This window comes from Bacillus sp. FJAT-45066, from assembly GCF_002335755.1.
In the GTDB taxonomy this organism is placed as follows: domain Bacteria; phylum Bacillota; class Bacilli; order Bacillales; family Bacillaceae_I; genus Bacillus_CD; species Bacillus_CD alkalisoli.
Window position 1 is genome coordinate 1,052,808 of the sequence record NZ_NISQ01000001.1, and the last position, 20,800, is coordinate 1,073,607.

At 35.7% G+C, this 20,800-nt stretch carries 21 protein-coding genes; 19 read left to right on the plus strand and 2 right to left on the minus strand.

From position 1 onward, the window contains the following. Window positions 1-84: 84 nt before the first annotated feature. The 13 genes from CDZ92_RS05330 to CDZ92_RS05390 all read left to right on the plus strand — a co-directional run bounded on the left by CDZ92_RS05330 (window position 85) and on the right by CDZ92_RS05390 (window position 10,194). Window positions 85-1,212, plus strand: a complete 1,128-nt coding sequence (locus tag CDZ92_RS05330; RefSeq protein ID WP_176483717.1) for an NAD(P)-binding domain-containing protein — start codon at window positions 85-87, stop codon at window positions 1,210-1,212. Window positions 1,213-1,231: 19 nt separating this feature from the next. Next, the gene (locus tag CDZ92_RS05335) at window positions 1,232-1,675 is read left to right on the plus strand and encodes a MarR family winged helix-turn-helix transcriptional regulator (protein WP_096154177.1); all 444 of its coding nucleotides are present in this window, start codon (window positions 1,232-1,234) and stop codon (window positions 1,673-1,675) included. Beyond that, a complete protein-coding gene (locus CDZ92_RS05340) occupies window positions 1,659-2,186 on the plus strand; it encodes an arsinothricin resistance N-acetyltransferase ArsN1 family A (protein ID WP_255249785.1) in 528 nt (175 codons plus the stop codon). The genes CDZ92_RS05335 and CDZ92_RS05340 overlap by 17 nt, the downstream gene beginning before the upstream one ends. A 397-nt stretch (window positions 2,187-2,583) precedes the next feature. Next, a complete protein-coding gene (locus tag CDZ92_RS05345) occupies window positions 2,584-3,825 on the plus strand; it encodes an MFS transporter (protein WP_096154181.1) in 1,242 nt (413 codons plus the stop codon). 531 nt (window positions 3,826-4,356) lie between these two features. Continuing rightward, the gene (locus CDZ92_RS05350; RefSeq protein ID WP_096154184.1) at window positions 4,357-4,908 is read left to right on the plus strand and encodes a hypothetical protein; all 552 of its coding nucleotides are present in this window, start codon (window positions 4,357-4,359) and stop codon (window positions 4,906-4,908) included. Window positions 4,909-5,253: 345 nt separating this feature from the next. Next, complete coding sequence (locus CDZ92_RS05355) at window positions 5,254-5,835, plus strand: TetR/AcrR family transcriptional regulator (RefSeq protein WP_096154186.1); 582 nt, start codon at window positions 5,254-5,256, stop codon at window positions 5,833-5,835. A 28-nt stretch (window positions 5,836-5,863) separates the two neighbouring features. Then, window positions 5,864-6,829: an SDR family NAD(P)-dependent oxidoreductase gene (locus tag CDZ92_RS05360; RefSeq protein ID WP_096154188.1), complete on the plus strand. Its 966-nt coding sequence runs from the start codon at window positions 5,864-5,866 to the stop codon at window positions 6,827-6,829. Between the two features lie 226 nt (window positions 6,830-7,055). Then, window positions 7,056-7,502: a hypothetical protein gene (locus CDZ92_RS05365; protein WP_096154190.1), complete on the plus strand. Its 447-nt coding sequence runs from the start codon at window positions 7,056-7,058 to the stop codon at window positions 7,500-7,502. 8 nt (window positions 7,503-7,510) lie between these two features. Then, window positions 7,511-7,714 carry a hypothetical protein gene (locus CDZ92_RS05370; RefSeq protein ID WP_096154191.1) on the plus strand — a complete coding sequence of 68 codons (204 nt, stop codon included), beginning with the start codon at window positions 7,511-7,513 and terminating at the stop codon, window positions 7,712-7,714. A gap of 65 nt (window positions 7,715-7,779) precedes the next feature. After that, entirely contained in the window at window positions 7,780-7,962 is a 183-nt protein-coding gene (locus CDZ92_RS05375; RefSeq protein WP_096154193.1) for a hypothetical protein, read from the plus strand. Window positions 7,963-8,320: 358 nt separating this feature from the next. After that, a complete protein-coding gene (locus CDZ92_RS05380) occupies window positions 8,321-8,833 on the plus strand; it encodes a GNAT family N-acetyltransferase (RefSeq protein WP_096156922.1) in 513 nt (170 codons plus the stop codon). A gap of 114 nt (window positions 8,834-8,947) precedes the next feature. Beyond that, window positions 8,948-9,601, plus strand: a complete 654-nt coding sequence (locus CDZ92_RS05385) for a hypothetical protein (protein WP_096154195.1) — start codon at window positions 8,948-8,950, stop codon at window positions 9,599-9,601. 104 nt (window positions 9,602-9,705) lie between these two features. Beyond that, entirely contained in the window at window positions 9,706-10,194 is a 489-nt protein-coding gene (locus tag CDZ92_RS05390) for an immunoglobulin-like domain-containing protein (RefSeq protein ID WP_096154197.1), read from the plus strand. A 539-nt stretch (window positions 10,195-10,733) separates the two neighbouring features. Here CDZ92_RS05390 and CDZ92_RS05395 read toward each other — a convergent pair. Beyond that, complete coding sequence (locus CDZ92_RS05395; RefSeq protein ID WP_096156923.1) at window positions 10,734-11,834, minus strand: tetratricopeptide repeat-containing glycosyltransferase family 2 protein; 1,101 nt, start codon at window positions 11,832-11,834, stop codon at window positions 10,734-10,736. A gap of 343 nt (window positions 11,835-12,177) precedes the next feature. Between CDZ92_RS05395 and CDZ92_RS20245 the strand changes: the two genes are divergently transcribed. Together CDZ92_RS20245 and CDZ92_RS05405 are read left to right on the plus strand one after the other, a co-directional pair. Beyond that, window positions 12,178-14,733, plus strand: a complete 2,556-nt coding sequence (locus CDZ92_RS20245; protein ID WP_255249786.1) for a CsxC family protein — start codon at window positions 12,178-12,180, stop codon at window positions 14,731-14,733. Window positions 14,734-15,311: 578 nt separating this feature from the next. Beyond that, a complete protein-coding gene (locus CDZ92_RS05405; RefSeq protein ID WP_255249787.1) occupies window positions 15,312-16,382 on the plus strand; it encodes a GGDEF domain-containing protein in 1,071 nt (356 codons plus the stop codon). 54 nt (window positions 16,383-16,436) lie between these two features. On the opposite strand, the gene CDZ92_RS05410 is transcribed toward CDZ92_RS05405, so the two are convergent. Continuing rightward, a complete protein-coding gene (locus tag CDZ92_RS05410) occupies window positions 16,437-16,853 on the minus strand; it encodes a DUF1284 domain-containing protein (RefSeq protein WP_096154200.1) in 417 nt (138 codons plus the stop codon). Between the two features lie 225 nt (window positions 16,854-17,078). Here CDZ92_RS05410 and CDZ92_RS05415 point away from each other — a divergent pair, with 225 nt between their 5' ends. From CDZ92_RS05415 to CDZ92_RS05430, 4 genes are all read left to right on the plus strand, one after another. Beyond that, window positions 17,079-17,432 (plus strand): hypothetical protein, encoded by a 354-nt coding sequence (locus CDZ92_RS05415; protein ID WP_227521484.1) that lies wholly within the window; start codon window positions 17,079-17,081, stop codon window positions 17,430-17,432. Between the two features lie 246 nt (window positions 17,433-17,678). Beyond that, window positions 17,679-18,938, plus strand: a complete 1,260-nt coding sequence (locus tag CDZ92_RS05420) for an MFS transporter (RefSeq protein WP_096154202.1) — start codon at window positions 17,679-17,681, stop codon at window positions 18,936-18,938. 152 nt (window positions 18,939-19,090) lie between these two features. Continuing rightward, a complete protein-coding gene (locus CDZ92_RS05425) occupies window positions 19,091-19,456 on the plus strand; it encodes a hypothetical protein (RefSeq protein ID WP_096154204.1) in 366 nt (121 codons plus the stop codon). Window positions 19,457-19,798: 342 nt separating this feature from the next. Further along, on the plus strand, window positions 19,799-20,740 hold the full coding sequence (locus tag CDZ92_RS05430) for a hypothetical protein (RefSeq protein WP_096154206.1): 942 nt from the start codon (window positions 19,799-19,801) through the stop codon (window positions 20,738-20,740). The last annotated feature ends 60 nt before the right edge of the window (window positions 20,741-20,800 follow it).

Consider the following 20,800-nt stretch of genomic DNA (forward strand, 5'->3'; position numbering starts at 1 on the left):
TATAAATTAGTTAATAAATCAAAAACATTTGATTAATAGCGTAAATAAAAACTTGAAAGCTACAATTAAAAGGAGATGTTCGTTATGTTAGATTTAATTATTATTGGTTCGGGTCCATTTGGTATTTCTTTAGGTGCTCATGCAGTGGCAAACAATCTTACTTATAAATTATTTGGTTATCCGATGGATTTTTGGAAAAATAAAATGCCGCAGGATATGTTCATCAGAACTCCACATGAGTTTGTGAGTTTTTCTGATCAAAGAGATGAATTAACAATTCAGCAATTTTCAGAAGAAACTGGAACTGAATTAATGACTCCACTTCCAAGACCAATCTTTGTAGATTATGCAAACTGGTTTGCAAAAAGGGCAGGAGTTGAATTTACACCGGAACTTATTACACAGGTTGATTATACAGACGGTAGATTTACAGTTATTTCGGAAACAGGTGATACGTACACAGCAAAAAATGTTATTGTCGCTACTGGGGTTGAACATTACAAATATCTTCCAAACTTCTTAAAAGAGCTTCCTTCTCAGTTTGTATCCCATACTTCTGGATATACTAGCTTTTCAGAGTTTAAGGGCAAAAAGGTAGTAGTGCTTGGCAGTGGCCAAAGTGCATGGGAAGCTGCTGGTTTATTGTATCGTGAAGGTGCTGAAGTTGAATTGGTATATCGTAAAGAAGGGCCAAACTATGCAGGAAGTCGAGAAAATGAAATTGCTCTTCGTGATGTTGGCGATATCTTTTACAACCTTCCTCTAGAAGAGAAGAAGCCAGGTTGGGGACAATCACAAGGAAGTGTCGCTCATTTTCTAAAACCATATGTGGAAGGGTTGGTTCCTCAAAATGCCAATAGTGTAATTGAAAAGATCGAACAGGTTAACGATGAGGAAGCTCGCCTTTTGCTTTCTGATGGAACAGAAAAAATAGTGAATCATATTATTGCAGCTACTGGTTTTCATATTAATGTAGATAAGGTTCCTTTCTTTAATCAAGAAATCTTAACTTTATTAGATCGTGAAAATGGATTTGCTCAGTTTCCAAAGCTAAATGAATCGTTTGAATCTAGTTTACCGGGCTTATATTTTGCTGGTCCTTTATCGTCACATAGTCATGGACCAACCTTTAGATTTATTCTGGGACTAAGAAAAACGGCAAATTCCATTATTCCATCGATTGTTCGTCAGCTTGAAAAAGTAAAGATATAACTTTATAGGAAGTGAGAGAATGAGAGAGTATTTTCAGACTATAACTCGTCGTTTTGGTCTACTCAATAAGACTTGTTGCACGGTAGATGGTATAGACGTATCTGTTATTCAAAGTCATACCTTATATGAAATTGAAAAGAATACAAATCCTTCTATACAACAAGTGGCCGATTTACTAGGTATAGATATTACTACTTTTAGTAGGCAAGTCCAAACCTTAGTTAAAATGAAACTAATTGAAAAAGTATCATCACCTGAGGATAAAAGAGTTACGCTTCTAGTCCTATCTGAATTAGGGAAGAAAGTAGCTCTGGTTATTGATCAACAAGTAAATAATGATTTAAAAGTGATATTTAGTCAGCTGACTCCATTTGAACAAGAAACCGTAGAACGTTCTATAAAACTATTGGCTAAGGCAATGATTCATACGAATCTAGGTGAGTGTAATGATGAAAAGTGCTAATCAACTTATTGATATCGTTAAGGATGTTACAATTCGGGAATCAAAACAAGAGGATATCGAGGCAATACTAAGGATATATAATCAAGGGATTGAAGACAGAATTGCTACTCTAGAAACTGTTCTTAAAGATACGGAATACATGAGAGAATGGTATAAGATGCACCAAGATCGTTATCAAGTGATTGTTGCTGAGAACAAAGAGCAAGTAGTTGGTTGGGCATCATTAAATATCTATAATTCCCGGTGTGCTTATGATGGCGTAGCTGATTTGTCTATCTATATCGAAAGAGAATCTAGAGGTAAAGGAATGGGTGGAAAGCTTATTGATAAGATTGAGGTCATTGCCCGAAGGAATAACTTTCATAAAATAATCCTATCAACCTTTCATTTTAATCAACTGGGTCAAACACTGTATAGAAAAAAAGGATACAGAGAAGTGGGGATATTTAGAAATCAAGGAATTCTAGATGGACAATTTGTTGACGTGATGGCTATGGAAAAGCTTTTATAATGTAGGCTGTGTTAAAGACCGCTGTTGATTTCCGCGCATATCTTCGCTTTCCGCGGGTGTTGTAAAGGAAGGTTATTTTCACTATCGTGAAAAAACCTACTCCTCGTCGCATTCGCTCCTGCGGGGTCTCCCGCTCCCCGCTTCTCCCGCAGGACAAGGAAGGCTACGGGAGCAATACATCGCACGAAGGAAATGCGATAGCATTTTCGAGGAGTCTACGATATGCGCGAAAATCAACCGCTAGATTTACAAAAAAACAACAAGCTTTAACATAGTCATAATGTAAAAAAGAGTGAGAATATAAATAACTAACCTGTAGTTAAAAAGTCAAAGACTGGTCAATCCTCATGGCCGGTCTTTTTTTACTATCAAGTCTAATGTAAAGGAAATATAGTTAATGGAAAAAAATAAGAAACCGTCGATTGTTGCCTTGGCCTTGATAACTGCTGTTTGCTTAATCGGTGACTCCATGCTCTATATTGTTCTTCCCATTCATTGGAAAGAAGCTGGATTAAGCTCGTTAATAGAAGTGGGAATATTACTTTCCATCAATCGCTTTGTTAGGTTACCACTTAATCCTTTAATAGGCTTTATCTATACGAGAATAAACTTACGTAATGGAATACTACTAGCTGTTTTACTTGCAGGAATAACAACGGTTGGCTATGGACTAGTTAACAACTTTAGTCTTTGGCTTATTCTTCGTTCGGTATGGGGGATTGCGTGGTCACTATTTAAATTGGGGGCTTTCTTATTAATTCTTCAACTAACTTCAGACTCAAATCGTGGCCATTTTGTGGGCACATACAACGGATTATATCGAATAGGAAGTTTGGTTGGTATGTTAGTAGGAGGGGTGCTCGCAGACATATATGGGATAAAGATAATTAGTATTTTAGTAGGTTTACTATCATTCATGTCTATCCCATTTATCTATAAATTTATACCTAAAGCGATAGAGAGGGAGGAAAATAAGCACCAAAGGATTTCAATTAGACATTATTTGCACATCTTTTCCAATGCAAAATTAATTTGGATCGTTGTCACTGCGTTTTTTTCTATTATGATTTTAGATGGAATGTTAAATGCAACACTTAGCCATATCATAAATATTAACTTCAATAATGAATATAACATGTTCGGCATTGTTCTTGGAGCAGCATCATTAGCAGGATTGTTACAAGCTATTAGATGGGGAATATTCCCTTTCATTTCACCCTTACTTGGTGGAGTATTAGATCGAACAAATCGTAAAGGCTACATGTTGAGTTTCTTCTTGGTTATTGCTTCGATAGCGTTATTGATCATACCGTTGCAGGTACCATTCATTATTTGGGTACCAATATTATTAGTTCATCTATTAGTCACATCTAGTGTTACAACAATCTTGGACACCATAGTTACGGAAATAGCAACGTTGGAAAAGAATAAAGTCCTAATTATGACTGTTTATACAGTTGTTGTTGATTTAGGAGCTGCGTTTGGACCGATCCTTGGATATACATTGGAAGGGAAAATTGGATTAACAAACTTATTTTGGCTTGGCTCAGTTATTTGTTTTCTATTAACGCTTAAGTGGCTGATACCTGAAAAGGGTATTACCAAAGAGATAAAAATAGAAACATCGTCACAAAATTAATCAACCTATCTCGAGGAAAGCTAAGATATGTGAGGAGATCAACAACGTGTAAAAGTATACGGAAAAAGAAATAATAAAAATTCATGGAATGCAAAGGGACGATTCTACTGATTCAGAAGCAAGAGAACAGTTCCCGTGCATCCATCTATCTTGTCTGTCGTTTCAATAGAAAAAAAGCTTAAATAGTTGAGGGAACTTTTTCGGAGTTTATTCGTACAAATAACAGAAACAGGGTGAGAGGATGTTTACTACTAAAAGTAATATACTAGGGTGAATCATTTTTATGTTCAACTTAATAACGATAAGTATAGACATTAACTAGGTAAAGTGGAGAGTGAACAAATGGGTTATTTTGAAAGACTTAAAGAAATACAGAAGCTTCAATGGGAATTTTTTATTGATTATTGGTTTATACATTTAGGCATCATTTTACTGGGGTTAGGGTTCGTTATCTTTTGGGTTGTTAAGAAATAGAAAACGTAAATCCTTAACAGCTGTGACATTTAATTATGAAGATAGGGGCTTTTACGAATTAGTATTAAACCAAAAATTATTTCCATTTCGGCTTTTTCTGGTGGAGGAAAAACTACAATAACTAAAAAATTGAATTCCATGTTACAAGAAACACAAGCATTGTTTTTTGATGATTATGAATTTGAACAGGCACCTGATGACCTTATACAGTGGGTGAATCAGGGAGCAAATTACAACCTTTGGAACTTAGATCCAATAATATCAGATATTGAATCGTTAAAAGTCTCTAAAGAAGTACCTTCCTACATATTGCTGGATTATCCGTTTTCCTATATGAACGATAAAATGAAAAATCACATTGACCTATCTATTTTTATCGACACTCCTTTAGATGTAGCAATGGACAGAAGAATACTTAGAGATCACACAGATAGCCAAATTAGCGAAGTCCATAACGATTTACATTTTTATTTGCAATATGGAAGAACAGCATATCTAGAAATGGAGTACAAAATAAAACCTAATGCAGATACAGTTATTGACGGAACATTACCTACAGGTCGAATTGTTGAACTTATCATCAAAGAAATAAGAGATAGAGGTTTATAATGTTTTCAGCATCCATCGCTATCCTTGAAAAAAGATTGCAACTGAAAAAGTGAACTTATCCGTTTCGTTTATAACATAAATTTTTGCTGCAAGTTGTGTTAGCTTGGAGTGCTAATGCCGTATGGGATAATGTTTATAAGTAAAAAAGACATTGTTTGGTATTCCAAGCAATGTCTTTTTGGCTGTGGAAAAAAACTATATTAATCAAAACTGATCGAGAGTGTAACTTTTTTTATTTTTGAAAAAATAGTCTTGACTAGACAAGTGGATGTTGTATATCGTTTGTTATATAACGCATGATATATATAATCATGTACACGGTATGTAAGTGAAAAGGGGATTACTATGCCACCGAAAAAGAAGTTTTCCAAAGAACAAATTATAGATGCAGCATTTGAAATAGCAAAAACAGAAGGGCTAGATAAAATAACAATAAGAAAAGTTGCTGACAAATTAGGAAGTTCAATTGCTCCGATTTACGTAAACTTCAATGATGTAGAAGAACTCATCCGGGAGGTCGTAAAAAGAACTATTGATGTAAATCAACAAATGGTTCTAGAACAAAATAGTGGAGACCTATTTCGTGATATAGGTATTGCTAGTTTGCGGTTTGCAAGGGAATATAGTGTCCTTTTTATCGACTTAATGATGAAACAGAACGAGTATATAAAGGACTATAACCAAGAGATAGGTAATGACCTTGTTTCGCTAATGAAAGAGAGCCTTCACCATGAAGGGTTTACAGATGACGAGCTGATGAATATTTTATTGAAGATGAGAATTTTTCAAGGGGGCCTATCCATAATGGTTGCTAATGGATTGCTTCCGAAAGAGTTTAACGATAATAAGGTGGTAGAGCTTCTAGACAGCACGGCAGAAGATGTTATTGCGGCTGCGCGTTTACGCAAGAATGGGCAATTAGGGTAATTATTTTAATTAGGAGTGGGGGAGTAAAATGAAAAATCGTATTGTTGTCATTACTGGTGCAAATTCGGGGATTGGAAAGGCTGCTGCTAAGCAATTTGCTAAAGAAGGTTATACAGTTATTATGGCTTGTCGCAATATCGAGGTTAGCCGAAAATCTCAAGAAGAGATAGTTACGTCTACAAATAATACTCAAGTTGAGCTTATGAAATTAGATGTATCTTCTTTCGAATCAATGTATCAATTTGCCGATGAATTTAAAAGTAAGTATGAAAAATTAGACATCTTAATTCACAATGCAGCTTATTTTAATCATGGGGCTAAGCATACTCTTACTCCAGAAGGGATTGAATTGACTTTCGCGACAAATGTAGTCGGTCCGTATTTACTAACGAATTTGCTATTGGATCACCTAAAAAAGTCGGATGATGCAAGAATCCTAAATGCAGGCAGTAACATTATTAAGCACTTTTTTGAGCCTAAAAGAGAAATTGATTTTGATAACGTAACTGGGGAGTATAAAAGTAGTGAAAATTTTACTGTTTATAAAATGTATTGTCAATCCAAAATGGCATTGATGATGCTTACATTTAAAATGGCTGAGGAGTATGAGAGTGAAGGAATCAAAGTAAATGCCTTGCAGATTAACGGTGCAAAAATGTCAAAGGAAACATTAAAGAAAGTTACACCTGGTTATAGAATGGTTGCTTCGGTACAAAATTTATTTTTCCGCCAACCTAGCTATATGGCAAATAACTATTATGAAATATGTACATCTGATAGATTTAAAGATAAAACTGGCAAACTATTCAACGATAAATTAGATGTGATGAAACCCGCCTTAGCAGAATCACAGGGTTTTTTAAAACAAATTAAACAAGTAGTAGGCACAAGTAAGTATCCGGCCTATGCAGAGAATAAAGAAATTAGAAGTAAAGTATGGGAGTTATGCAAAGACCTAACAGAGTCGAATCCGAGTAATCAGGAAGTATTATGAATATAAGCTAGATAGGCTAAAAGAAACGCTGCAATCTTATTTTTTTAATAATTGCAGCGTTTTGATTTTCTCTTCCTGAACCGAACCCGTTATAGCAATTATAGGATGTTTTTTATAACATAAGTTGGAAAAAGATGTTAAAATAAAAAGGAAGAAGTAATAGAAAGGATTTATGGTAGCGTGTATATAAAAACTCAGAAATATACATATAGAGGGAGAAATTTAATTGGATATACGATTCTATGATGGTACCAATTCTCGAAAAAAAAGAAATAGTATCGAAGAAGACTTCGAATCTCAACTTTCAGCTGCAACTGCTATTTTTGCTTATTTTTTGTTTAAAGATAAGTCGAAAGAAAACATTAGTCAAATTAATATAAATTGCATAAGTAATATTGATACGTTCAAATTTTATGAGGTGATAGATGGTTTTTGGGATATCGACGTTCCTTATGATCCAAACAAATTTTTATCGATCAAGGAAGATGATCTCAAAAGAAAAGAGTTTCGAAGTATTTTTGGTGAAATTTTTGAAGAAGTATTTACTTATAAAAATTGGGATAAAGGCGATTTGGAAATTGCCCTTTTAAATTCAGAGAAAGTAGGCTTTAAAAGAGAGTTTCTATTAAAGGGAACACCACAAAAAAATCAAAAAAAGATAAGCTTTCAGTAGTGAGATGTATGGAGGATATTAAATCTTTTCAAATGACCTGCGCTATCTATGATAAAAACGGATATTTGCTTCTTGAAAGAAAGATAGTAGAAACATTGCCATCACCATTTGTTTATTCTTCTTTTCTAGGAAAAGCAAAATGGGAGTCTGATCATGTATTTACTGTTGAATCTCAATCTAGAAATTGGAAAGAGGTAATAGAATTACTATAAGAAAGTATTGGTAGGAGCGAGGGCGATACCTTTGCTCCTATCACTTGAGGAGGTTCTCTATAGTAATGGCGCTAAAACGCATACGGAAATACAATGGAGATAGAATTGTTATGGAAGAAGAAAACTTACAAGACTATATCAATTACATTCGTACAAATAATGTCAAAAAAATTCAAATAAACGAACTCTACTATCAAAAAGACCATGTGGATTTTAACATTCACAAAGCTTGGAAGAAGTTAGAATAGAAAGCTGCAAAAAACTTATAAACATAGAATCTTTAAATAAATTGGGTAACTTGAAAGTAATTATTTTGGAAAATTGCAGAAAAATACCTAGCATACAATTTATATCTGCATTGACTAACTTATCGAGCGTTGCCTTCATGGGTACGGAAGTGGAAGACGGTGACCTAACGCCTCTCCAAAAACTGGATTTTGTTATCTTTAATGATAAGAAGCATGCATTACTCTCATTCCCTTTCGGATTTCAGTTGATGTAACGAAGGATTTCAATTCGAATGAGCTATCATTTGTGTTAATACAATGGATAATATAAGAATTTGGAGGTGTTTTGGTAATCAATATACAGATAAGAAGACCTAGAATGGAGGAAATTAAACAATTAAAAGAATTTTTTAAGATTGTAATTATAGATACATTTAATAAAGAAGGCATTGGAGAAAAGTTGGATGATATTAAGAATGAAATAAACGTAAAAGAGAGTTACTTAGAAAGTGATTTTGAAAGCAACGGTGAAAAACGCTTTTTTTTAATAGCTTTAGATGTTGATAAAATAATTGGTACCATTGAATTTGGACCAGCAAGCGAACTCATTTGTGATTGTACAAACAATAATTTCAAAGAGCTATTGGAGGTAGGGACAGTTTTTATTCTACCTGACTATCAAAGGTTGGGCGTAGGGAATTTGCTATTGAATAAAATGTACTCTACTTTACAGAATAAAGGAATAGGTAAATTTTGTTTAGATAGTGGATATATAAATGCACAAAAAATATGGAAAAAGAAATTTGGAGAACCTGATTACTGGTTAAAGGGTTATTGGGGTAAAGGGTATGATCATATGATTTGGAAAATCAGAGTAAATGATTGGGTTTAGGGTAGTAAAAAAGACATAGTTCATATTCAATTTAAGAATGATAGAGTTTAACATTACTAGTTTTGAAAACAATGTTTAAAGGAATATAAAATACTCGTCTTATGGGGTGATAAAATGGCAAACTCCTTACATATTTTAGAGGGAAAATTAGAGAAAGCTTTAATTTTGTTCGAGCAATTAGGAAAATATGAATTGGCATTAGAACAGTATAATGAAGTGGAAAAAGAAGTTATTAAAATGATGGAGCATACCGAAGTGGAATCTACAAAAGTTCATAAACTGTTAGCTCAATGCTATTTACGTCAAGCTGGTATGCTACGCCAGCTGGGTAGAAAAGAAGAAGCAAACGAAGCTAATCAAAAAGAAATAGAGAGTGCTAAACTTTCAGGAAATTCAATCTCCTATGCCCAAAGTTTATTTTCAACAGGTGTAAATCTCCTTTCCAATAGAGAAATAGAAGAAGGGTTACAGTTGTTATTGGAAGCGAAAAAACATTTTGAAGCGGAGAATTCTGTGGAGCATAAACAAGGATTGGGCTGGTATTGGATTATCATGTCCGATTTAGGAAACAAAGGAATGATAGCTAGTAGCAATGAACAGATTTTAAACTATTCTAGTAAAGCTATTGAATTACTCACCCAAATTCAAAACACTTCAGGTATTGCAAGAGCCTACAAGGCAAGAGCCACTGCATATAAAAATATGGGAAAATATAAACTGGCGGAGAATGACTTGAGAATGTCAGAAAAAATAAATGGAGAAAACTAACGGAGGAATATAGATACGGGATTACTTACAAAAAGTCAGCAGTATTGCATCATAAAGAAACTAAATTTGGCATTATACTTCTAATATGAAAAAGGGGAGATTTTATGAAAAGATATTTGTGTTTGCTATTCTGTATAGCAATAAGTTTAACACTTTTACCAGGATGCGGAAGTTCTAGTAATGGCCAATCAACTGAAGGAACAGACTGGGAACCTACAATATATGAAACTGTCAACAATATTGAAGGAGTTTCTATGATCGCAAAGGAAGGAACGGTATCCTCTACTGGATTAACTGTAATATTTGAGAATAATTCTGACAAGGATTGTATGTATGGTGAATATTTTCTGTTGGAAAAGAAAATCGAAGGTAAATGGTATCAAGTCCCTGTTGCCCTAGATGGAGAATACGGGTTCAATAGTATTGGTTATGACTTGCCTTCTTCTGATGTTAAGGAAATGCCAATCGATTGGGAATGGCTCTACGGAAGTCTGGATACTGGTGAATACCGTATAGTGAAAGATATTATTGATTTTAGAAAATCAGGGGACTATGATAAGTACCTTTTGATAGCGGAGTTTAAAGTTAAATAACCAAACAAAATTAGTATGTAAAGTAGCATGTGATATGTAGTATTTATAGTAACGATGAGCGTTAATCTAAGAATGGTTAACGTTTTTTATGTTGTAGTTATTTATATCGAAGCAGGATTGTTTAATAAGCAATATCTCTTATAGTATATGGCAGAGGAAAACATGACCTCATAAAAAGGGAGCTATAGCACTGTTCCGCTATCGCCTCCTTTTCCTCCGTTTAGTCTACCACTTCACATTATTATTTTGACTAGATATTGTTCTGTCAACATTACTACATTGCCATTAACCATTTGTATATAAAAAAGCGTTCATATTTGTTTTACTATTGAAACAGTGTAGTGAAAAAACTGGGAATGTATTCTCGAGAATTCTAAGTGAAGGAAGGAGAATGCTTTGTGAAGGTAAATATATTCGATAAGAAGTATTAAAAAGTGTGATTTCTAAGTAAGCAAAAGAAGCAAAGAGTGCGTCCCTTTGCTTCTTTTGATTCATTTGAATGTTGAACGGACAGTGGCTAAAGATAATTGAACAAAATATTAAACGTCTTTCTCTTTGCCTATTTTAAGAATGGAACTAAGGAATTTTTGATTATGTTGGATTTTGGGGTTATGTGGGACAAAGGAAGCTGCGAGGTCATTATGTTTTTGAGCTTTATTATAATCACCTAAAATACTATAACAGAGACATAGTTGTAAATGGGGGAGCCATGTATAGCAAGCTCGATTAATAAAAGGGCTTTTGGTTTCTGGGATTTTTAGTACAGTTGCTAGCTCATACCAAGAAATCGCTTGTTTTATAAGATTCTGCTGCAAGTATATGAATCCTAATCGACAACAGTTTTCACCCCGAGGTGCGTCATAATTATAAGATCTCAGACAACTGTTAATTGCATCAGGCCACTTTTGTAAGTTTATATAGCAATCTGCCATATTTCCACAGGCTATAATATTGTCTTCTATCCACCCATTTCCTTCGTCCAAAAATGCTTGGTACCATTTAATGGCTTTCTCATACATATTATGATCCATGCATTCGTTCGCGTAATAATACTTATCCCTTGGAGAGAACTTTTTACCGTCCTCTAATGCTTTTTCATAAATACGCAAGTTTCGATCACTAAGAGCACTCTCTTTTTTATGGACTATTGCCACATCAGAATTAATGATACTACCGCTTACTTCTAGATATTCATGGACGATTCCATACCATTTGAATTGCTTCTCGCGTTTAACAAGACGGTTTCGCCTTGAACTAAAGTTTGGCTTTCCTTCATTATCAAATGTAAGATGGTACGCCATGGAAATAGCGTCTACATCAAATGAGAGATTTTGTTTTAACAGTAAAAACTTTTCTCTGTTTTCTTCAGTAATAATATCATCTGCATCAAGCCATAAAATATAGTCCTTTGTTGCTTTAGAAAATGCAAAATTTCGCGCATCAGAAAAATCATCAATCCATTTATAATCATAAATATAATTTGTAAATGTCTTTGCAATTTCCTTTGTACGGTCAGTAGATCCAGTATCAACAATAACAATTTCATCTACAATTGTTTTTACAGATGACAAACACCTTTCAATTACTCTCTCCTCATTTTTTACAATCATACAAAGACTGATAGTTATTGGATAATTTATATTCATTTTTTCGCCTCCAATGTATCATATTAATTCCTTTAGAAAAAGGTGCTAAGCCATAGGAATCAGATCTAGTAGCATTAACAAATGGAAGTGTTAGATATTATTCAAACTGTGCCTATTCAGGATTTAGTAGTACAAATACTTTCGAAAGAACAATTATGGAAATATCGTTCTCACATATTTTCTGTAAAGATGAGCTTTACTGTGATAGTAAGAAGTAATTAGAAATGGTGGTCAAACGTTTGAATCTACTATTTTTTACTAGACTTTGGCAAGCGCACAAGATTTATACTTTTTTTTACATAACTTAATAGTATCAAATGAAAGAGGTGAAAATTTAATGTCATCAAAACCTTGTAAACAAGCCTCAGCGACCATAGGTCATTGTGAGGCAACCGTTATTACTCCTAGCCCTGTTTCCGCGCCAACATTGGTAAAAGTCCCTGTTGTTTTAACTGAAATTTCTGTAAAAATACCGATGCATGCAAAAATTGATTTCCCAGAAGGGCAAGACGTTTTAGAAATTAAAACTATTAAAAAAAGAGTAAATGTTACGCATTGTCGTCTACTCCAACCTGGAATTGGTAATACAAGTCAGTTATTTCTTGCTGGATATGTACGGAAAAATATTCAATACGCTGCGAATCCAATTGTTGGCAACACGATTGGATTAGATTCAACTATGAAATCTTTTACTGTTGATGTTCCTTTCAACTGCACTGTGTCAATTGACAATTCTAGTTTTCTAAATCCACCAGTCGGACCTTTCCTAAATAGTCGTGATGAGTTTGACTTCTTAGTGTCTAGACCTCTCGGTACTGGCTTTCCTGAAAAAGATCAATTACTGTCAACAGATATTTCGCAATTTCATCAGCAGAGTACTGAATTTTTCAATGAACAGGTTTTCTGTGAATTGCTCAGAGCTGATATCACCGAGTGGGATGAAGCTTTGAATCGTTTCCCGATACCTGGTGCATCGGGTATAACTGCAATAGGAGAAGGCGTGTTTACTCAGCTTTCAGAGAAAATGATTTTAGACCTCCAACTTAAAGTCCTGCAAAAACAACAAACTACTGGTGGGACAGGTGCAACGGGAGCCACAGGAGCAACGGGAGCCACAGGAGCAACAGGGGCAACGGGAGCAACCGGAGCAACAGGTGAAACGGGAGCAACAGGTGCAACAGGTGAAACAGGAGCAACTGGGGCAACAGGTGCAACAGGTGAAACAGGAGCAACCGGAGCAACTGGAGCAACAGGTGAAACAGGAGCAACTGGAGCAACAGGTGCAACAGGAGCAACAGGTGCAACAGGTGAAACAGGAGCAACTGGAGCGACCGGAGCAACTGGAGCAACTGGTGAAACAGGTGAAACGGGAGCAACCGGAGCAACTGGAGCAACCGGAGCAACAGGTGAAACAGGAGCAACCGGAGCAACAGGTGAAACAGGAGCAACGGGAGCAACAGGTGAAACGGGAGCAACTGGTGAAACAGGTGAAACAGGAGCAACGGGAGCAACAGGTGAAACGGGAGCAACAGGTGCAACAGGTGAAACAGGAGCAACCGGAGCAACGGGAGCAACTGGAGCAACAGGTGAAACAGGAGCAACTGGAGCAACAGGTGAAACAGGAGCAACTGGAGCGACCGGAGCAACTGGAGCAACAGGTGAAACAGGTGAAACGGGAGCAACCGGAGCAACCGGAGCAACAGGTGAAACCGGAGCAACAGGTGAAACGGGAGCAACGGGAGCAACGGGAGCAACGGGAGCAACTGGTGAAACAGGTGAAACGGGAGCAACAGGAGCAACCGGAGCAACAGGTGAAACGGGAGCAACCGGAGCAACGGGAGCAACCGGAGCAACTGGTGAAACAGGAGCAACAGGTGAAACAGGAGCAACCGGAGCAACAGGTGAAACAGGAGCAACGGGAGCAACAGGTGAAACGGGAGCAACAGGAGCAACGGGAGCAACAGGTGAAACGGGAGCAACAGGTGCAACAGGTGAAACAGGAGCAACTGGGGCAACAGGTGAAACAGGTGAAACAGGAGCAACCGGAGCAACCGGAGAAGCGGGAGCAACCGGAGCAACGGGAGAAGCTGGAGCCACAGGAGCAACCGGAGAAGCTGGAGCCACAGGAGCCACAGGAGCAACCGGAGAAGCTGGGGCAACCGGAGCAACAGGTGAAACGGGAGCAACTGGAGCAACCGGAGCAACAGGTGAAACAGGAGCAACCGGAGCAACAGGTGAAACAGGAGCAACGGGAGCAACAGGTGAAACGGGAGCAACAGGTGCAACAGGTGAAACAGGAGCAACTGGGGCAACAGGTGCAACAGGTGAAACAGGAGCAACCGGAGCAACTGGAGCAACTGGAGCAACAGGAGCAACCGGAGAAGCGGGAGCCACAGGAGCCACAGGAGCAACCGGAGAAGCTGGGGCAACCGGAGCAACAGGTGAAACGGGAGCCACAGGAGCGACAGGAGCAGCAGGTGGATTATCCGAATATGCATACATTTACAATCTCGGTGCTCAGGTTGTGCCTATAGAGGCTGACGTCATTTTTGATTCAAATGGAATAATTACACCTGGAATTACGCATGCCCCTGGAACCTCAGAAATTTTAGTTACCACTCCGGGAATCTATGAGGTTACTTTCTCTGTGTCGGGTGTAGAACCAAACCAATTCGCATTATTTTTAAATGGTGCACCTGTAGCAGGAACGGTCTATGGATCAGGTGCAGGAACTCAGCAAAATAACGGTCAGGCTATAATCGCCGTATCAGCTGGAGATGTAATTACCCTTCGAAATCATACCTCTTCGGCAGCTGTTACCCTTCAGACTTTAGCTGGAGGCACACAAACAAACGTAAATGCTTCAATTGTCATAAAAAAATTGGATGGATAAGGAACTATCATAAAATCAGTGTGAATTTTTATTAAGATTTCATTAAGCATGACGGGCGATAGAGAGGTTTATTTGGAGAACAAACCTGTGGTTCATAGGGTATTAACGGATTTCAATAATTTGTATATCCGAACAACTTTCAATCAATCGCCCCTCAATTTTATGTACCACAAGAAATTGAGGATGCAATTGATTTTTTATTTACAATTTAAAAAGAAAGTACACATGTGTATGTACTTTCATCATTACTATACTTGATTTCATCTAAAAGTTCTTTTGCCGAATAATTGTAATCCTCTCCTTTCACTCACGATTACCCTATTTTTTAAGACAATTTATGGTGTATATTTTTAAAAAACATATGAGATTTTACATTGTCTTTTGTACCAAGGGTTATGATATTTAGTTTGTCGTTTTTTTGCTCCTTAAGTCCTCCTTTTTTCATTAAACGAATCATAATTATGAAATTGATTCCCTTGAATATAATTTAATGGAATATTAAAACATTTCTTTTAAAAAATAGTTAATTCTCTTACTTTTGTTATATAATGGAGTAAAGTGAAAACTATCAACTGGATGTGAAAGAATTGAAACCTTTGTTAAAGAATGCTTACCTGTCATACCATGGCCTAGAAATTATTTTTTCTTCTCTACGATGGGTTTTTTTACTATTGTCTACTGTCGTCTTTACCGTACGATATACTCAAAACCCAGATCCTTTAAAGTTTTACTTGTTTGTTGCTTTAGTTGTTTTTGGAATATTATATATGGGCGTTTCCGATTATTACTTACATAAGTCACCTGAAGGTTCAACGATGTATACATTCATGACAAAGGGAGGCCCATTCTTCGACTTTATTGCTTTTTCTGCCCTTATCCCGTTAACTGGTGGGATTGAAAGTCCACTTTTACCAGTGGCATATTTAATTCTTTTACATATTGCTGTTTATTGGAGAATCGTCGGTGGATTAATAGCTGCAACTTTATTTTGTACCTTCTACTCTATCATCTTTTATATGCAAGTCTCAGATGTATATACGTTAAGTAATTTAGTAGTTTATTTTTGCCATGTTCTCTTTTTGTACTTAGTTGGGGGGTTAGGTGGAATTATCGTTTCAAGAGAACGAAAACAACATTCAGAAAAGAACGAGTTAGCAGAAGTGGCAAATCGAGATTATCTTACCAATCTATTAAATCACCGTTCGTTTCAAGAAAATTTACGTAAGGACTTAGAAAATGGCTCTGATTTTTACTTAGTTTTAGCAGATATCGATAGGTTTAAATCTATTAACGATCAACACGGACATGTAACGGGAGATAAAGTATTACGCCAAATTGGCGAAATTATCTCGACTATTATCCCAGCAAAACAAGGGAAAGTTTTTCGTTATGGGGGAGAAGAGTTTGCCATTATTCTTCATATGAATAGAAAAAAAGAAGTAGACAATCTTTTAGTTACTATTAAAGAAGCTATTGCTAGTCATCTTTTTTATTGTGATGGCGGTGAATCCTTTTCTGTCACGATGAGTTTCGGAAGCTGTATACAAAATGGCGAAAAGCCAGATCAATTAGTAGAAAAAGTAGATAAGCTTCTATATGAAGCGAAGCATCGAGGAAGAAACCAAATCGTATACTCAAATGTCGGATGAGGTATATATTTTAGAGGTCAGGATTTATGCAAATAACTCATGACCTCTAAACCTTTATTTCACCACTCTTAACCCCTTACCAGCTATTATTTCTTCGACTCCCTCTTCGCAGACACCATACGACCTCCATGAGCAAGTTTCACAGACTGTGCCAATATCAGAGGGGATGACATGTTTTCTTATAGCAGATTCAACATGTTTCCATTTTAATATTTGTCCAATGCGAATGTTCATTTTTTCTAGTATCGCTGCATCGCGCTCATAAATATTTTTGTCCTGGCAATGATATTCACCTGTATTTGGATATTTCTCACATAAATGATCAGGACCTTTAACAATTTGTATCCATGTATCAGGGTTATTTCTAAGTGTTTGATGTATGTTTGTCATATTTTCTACGTACTCTTTTGAGTATCCCATGCCTCGATATCCTAACAGGCAAAAAAGATGATGGCCTCGTAACCTATACATATGTATCCCCCTGAAATGTTACTGATTAAAAGTAAACTATAATGTTCCTTCGGTTAACATTTTTCTGTTTACATCATAACATAATTGTTCCTAAGATTGGATGGAAAATCAGTTTAAACGCAGTCTCTTTGCTACTCTTTTTAACTACCGAGAAATAATTAGGTAGTGTTTTTTCACCATAGTTCTAAGTTCTATTATAATAATGGAAGAAGGTGAGGTGATAAAATGGACAAGCAAATTCTTGAAATACTTACGGACATGAGTAAACAGATGACAAAAATGAGCAACGATATCGAAGAATTAAAAGGATTAAGAACAGATTTTCAAGATTTAAAAGTAGATGTTCATGAATTAAAAGTAGATGTCAATGAATTAAAAGTAGAAGTTAATGATTTAAAAGTTGATATGAATGAATTAAGGTCCGAGATGCATATCAGATTTGATTCTGTTGATTCGATGTTAGAAGGAATAGATAATCAGTTTGAACTTACAGCCGAAGCTAGAATCACTGATGTTGATTTTATTACTGATAAGATGAATAGACTCGAGAAAGAAATTTATATATTAAAAACAAAATAGCTGAATGAAGAGCTTAATGTTACGAAACAAGAGCGTTTGCAACTACTAGAAATAACATCTTAATGCGAATAAATAAGTAAAAGGCAATTTTCTCTATTACAAAAGGAGGAAATTGTCTTTTTCTATTAAAATGTAAGAATGTGTGAAACGGGGACGGGGTTAATTTCACATAAATTTTAAAAAAGTGTTCCTTCCTACGACTAATACCCATATACATGAATAAAAGCGTATCAGGGGTAGATGTCGGTGGATAAACAAACTAGTCCGTTTAGATGGGTTGTCTTTGCTTCTGTATTGTTTACATATGTTATCATTTCGAGCCAGCGTACAGCTCCTGGTTTAATAACAGACCAAATTATGCTCGGGTTTAATGTGACGGCAACAACAATAGGGTTACTTGCAAGCATACAGTTTTTTGTTTATACAGGGTTGCAAATACCAATGGGATTTATGGCAGACCGGTATGGGCCAAACTTTTTCCTCATTATTGGTGCGAGTTTGACCGGTGTAGGAACTATCATTTATAGCATTGGGACACAGGAATCTATTTTGTTTTTTGCACGGATTTTGATTGGAGTTGGAGATGCTACTATTTGGGTCAATATGGTGCTAATTTTAGGCCAATGGTTTACAGCGAGAGAATTTACAAAACTAATAGGTGTTACAGCGATGACAGGAAGTCTTGGTTTTTTGTTAGCGACAGTTCCTTTTGCTTTTGTGATTGACTTGTTTGGGTGGAGACCGGCATTTTTCTTAACCGGTGTATTACTTTGTGCATGTGCCATTGCTCTTTATCTTGTATTAATAAAAATACCAAACCACACTTTTTTCATAAAAGTAGAAAAAATGCCTGAGAAGCCAACCGCCTTGCTTCAACGGATCTTTTCAACAAGGCAAGCATGGGCATTATTTCTATGTCACTTCGGAATTGTCGGAACATATGTAGGGTTTATTAGCTCTTGGGGAGTTCCTTATGGAATGACTGTGTTCGGTATGACACTGGCTGAGGCGAGTCACCTAATGATGGTAGGTCTTATTGGAGCGTTAATTGGAGCACCACTAGCAAGTTATCTATCTAGCAGGTTTAATGAAATAAAGCGACCATATATTTTCGTACACGTCGTCCTTGTATGTTGTTGGTCTGTATTCGTTTACTTTAATGGAAGTCCACCTTCTAACATGTTAACAGTGCTTTTCTTTATTATAGGATTAGCTTATGGAGCTAATGCATTAACTTTTGCTGCCGTTCGTCAAACATTCCCGATTAAAGAAGCTGGTATTGTTTCTGGCTTCGCGAATACGGGAGGTTTCTTAAGTGCTGTCTTGTTACCGACTATTTTTGGAAAAATATTAGATCACTTTCAAGTTGTATCAGGTAGTACGATTAATGGATATTACTATGGGTTCTTTACCCCTGTTATTTTTTCCATAATAGGCTTGATTGGAATATTAATGGTCCAAGAGAAGCGATTAGAAGGTAATATTAATTTGAAGAGTGTCGATTAGAAGCTTGAAGGTGAATTTTTGATTATGTACGTTTTTTTGTGCAGAAAAGGTGGGAATGGAAGGGAATGAATTATTTTTAGGGAATACTCTTTTTAACTCATTTTTGGAGGAAGTTAAAAATGAAGCCAATACTGTATAGGGGAGAATAGAGGATGTTAGTATTAGCCATTATCTTAGGTGGATTAATGATCTATTTTTTAACACCAATGCGAAATGAAGTACATAAAGATTTTGTACAATCTGCATCTAAAAGTTTTACTGTTGCTATGAAAAATAGTTTTATTCTTACTACTTTTCATAAAAAAGCGGTTTTTGCATTGTTATTGTTTTTAATAACAATATTGGTTATATGGTGGTCCCATATTCAAACGGAATTATACAATGTTGCTCATGGAATACAGCCTAAAATAATACCAACGAATCAAGCGGTTAGTTATATAATAGGTTTCACGTTTTATGTATTCACTATTTATCTACTATTAATTATCAGAAGGACAATTAAATTGTTACGCCTTTAAACAGGAAGTGCCTTCGTACCTTACGAATGCACTCTTTTTTAATTTTGCTTTTACCACGTCAAACTTCACTAAAATAATCTAAAATATTCTCCCTATTTTCCTATATTTTGAAACTTTTATTATTATAATCTCGTATTACTACAGACTCCGTTTTACAATGTATGAATACTATACGAAAAACGAATTATTTAACTTATATATTATTGAAAAACGTCGTAATACACGAACATAGTAAAAGTTCATAAAGAAAATAATTCTTTTTTTTTCAATAAACGAACCGTATTTATGAAGTTGATTCACATTCACATATTGAAAGAAACGAATAATAAAGGGGAGAACAGCATGCTCACACAATTAAATGAACGACTAATAGAAGTAAAAGAAAAAATGCGGTTAAAAACAAAATATGAAGATCATATAGATAGGCTATATAGTTACATAAAAAAAGAAGAGCAAAATAGATATAAGCTTAGATCTCAATTAGAAAAAGAAAAAGAAGATGTCACACGTCTAGAAACATTTACACTCACGAATATTTTTTACACTATTACTGGTAGAAAACTAGCAAAGGTCGATAAAGAGCAACAAGAAGTTCTAGCAGCTAAATTAAAGTACTCTGAGTCTGTAGAAACACTTAGAGATATGGAACAAGAAATGGTAGAATTCCAGAAAAAGTTGTTCTCTGTATCGAGAGTAAATGAGGAGTACCAACAAGTTCTTCAAGAAAAAGAAGGACTTATACACGATGAAGAATCTATTTGGAGTGAAAAGCTTTACGACATTGCCGAAAAAGAAGCTAACTTAACGGGTGCGTTAAAAGAATATGGTGAGGCAATCGCTGCAGGAAGGCAAGCGGTTAATACGCTGAATATGGCATTAAGTTCTCTTCAAGCTGCAAAAAACTGGTCTACGGTTGATATGTTCGGTGGTGGTCTTATTACAACCGCCATGAAGCATAGTAATTTTGATGATGCGAAGCATTATATTCATTCTGCTCAAAGTAAATTACGTCAGTTCCAAGAAGAGTTGCTAGATATTAAAACTCATTATGAAGCAAACGTAGAAATTGGCGGCATGCTTACATTTGTTGACTATTTCTTTGATAGCTTTATTGTCGACTGGATAGTGCATGGTAAAATAAATGAATCCTATAGCCAAACACAAAGTACGTTAGGAAGTGTAACTAAAGTATTGAACGATATAACAAATCAAAAAGATAGCTTAGCAAATGAACTACAAATTATTATACAAGAGCGTTTAAATATAGTGGAAAATAAGAAATAAAGCATTGTATTTTATACCGGCAGAATGACAACAACAATGGAGGAGTTATAATGAAAAATA

What these genes read in the sequence shown, in the direction of transcription:
- CDZ92_RS05330 (WP_176483717.1), top strand. Translation starts at nt 85, where the DNA reads ATGTTAGATTTAATTATTATTGGTTCGGGTCCATTTGGTATTTCTTTA.
- CDZ92_RS05335 (WP_096154177.1), top strand. Translation starts at nt 1,232, where the DNA reads ATGAGAGAGTATTTTCAGACTATAACTCGTCGTTTTGGTCTACTCAAT.
- CDZ92_RS05340 (WP_255249785.1), top strand. Translation starts at nt 1,659, where the DNA reads ATGATGAAAAGTGCTAATCAACTTATTGATATCGTTAAGGATGTTACA.
- CDZ92_RS05345 (WP_096154181.1), top strand. Translation starts at nt 2,584, where the DNA reads ATGGAAAAAAATAAGAAACCGTCGATTGTTGCCTTGGCCTTGATAACT.
- CDZ92_RS05355 (WP_096154186.1), top strand. Translation starts at nt 5,254, where the DNA reads ATGCCACCGAAAAAGAAGTTTTCCAAAGAACAAATTATAGATGCAGCA.
- CDZ92_RS05360 (WP_096154188.1), top strand. Translation starts at nt 5,864, where the DNA reads ATGAAAAATCGTATTGTTGTCATTACTGGTGCAAATTCGGGGATTGGA.
- CDZ92_RS05370 (WP_096154191.1), top strand. Translation starts at nt 7,511, where the DNA reads ATGGAGGATATTAAATCTTTTCAAATGACCTGCGCTATCTATGATAAA.
- CDZ92_RS05375 (WP_096154193.1), top strand. Translation starts at nt 7,780, where the DNA reads ATGGCGCTAAAACGCATACGGAAATACAATGGAGATAGAATTGTTATG.
- CDZ92_RS05380 (WP_096156922.1), top strand. Translation starts at nt 8,321, where the DNA reads ATGGAGGAAATTAAACAATTAAAAGAATTTTTTAAGATTGTAATTATA.
- CDZ92_RS05385 (WP_096154195.1), top strand. Translation starts at nt 8,948, where the DNA reads ATGGCAAACTCCTTACATATTTTAGAGGGAAAATTAGAGAAAGCTTTA.
- CDZ92_RS05390 (WP_096154197.1), top strand. Translation starts at nt 9,706, where the DNA reads ATGAAAAGATATTTGTGTTTGCTATTCTGTATAGCAATAAGTTTAACA.
- CDZ92_RS20245 (WP_255249786.1), top strand. Translation starts at nt 12,178, where the DNA reads ATGTCATCAAAACCTTGTAAACAAGCCTCAGCGACCATAGGTCATTGT.
- CDZ92_RS05410 (WP_096154200.1), bottom strand. Translation starts at nt 16,853, where the DNA reads ATGTATAGGTTACGAGGCCATCATCTTTTTTGCCTGTTAGGATATCGA.
- CDZ92_RS05415 (WP_227521484.1), top strand. Translation starts at nt 17,079, where the DNA reads ATGGACAAGCAAATTCTTGAAATACTTACGGACATGAGTAAACAGATG.
- CDZ92_RS05425 (WP_096154204.1), top strand. Translation starts at nt 19,091, where the DNA reads ATGTTAGTATTAGCCATTATCTTAGGTGGATTAATGATCTATTTTTTA.
- CDZ92_RS05430 (WP_096154206.1), top strand. Translation starts at nt 19,799, where the DNA reads ATGCTCACACAATTAAATGAACGACTAATAGAAGTAAAAGAAAAAATG.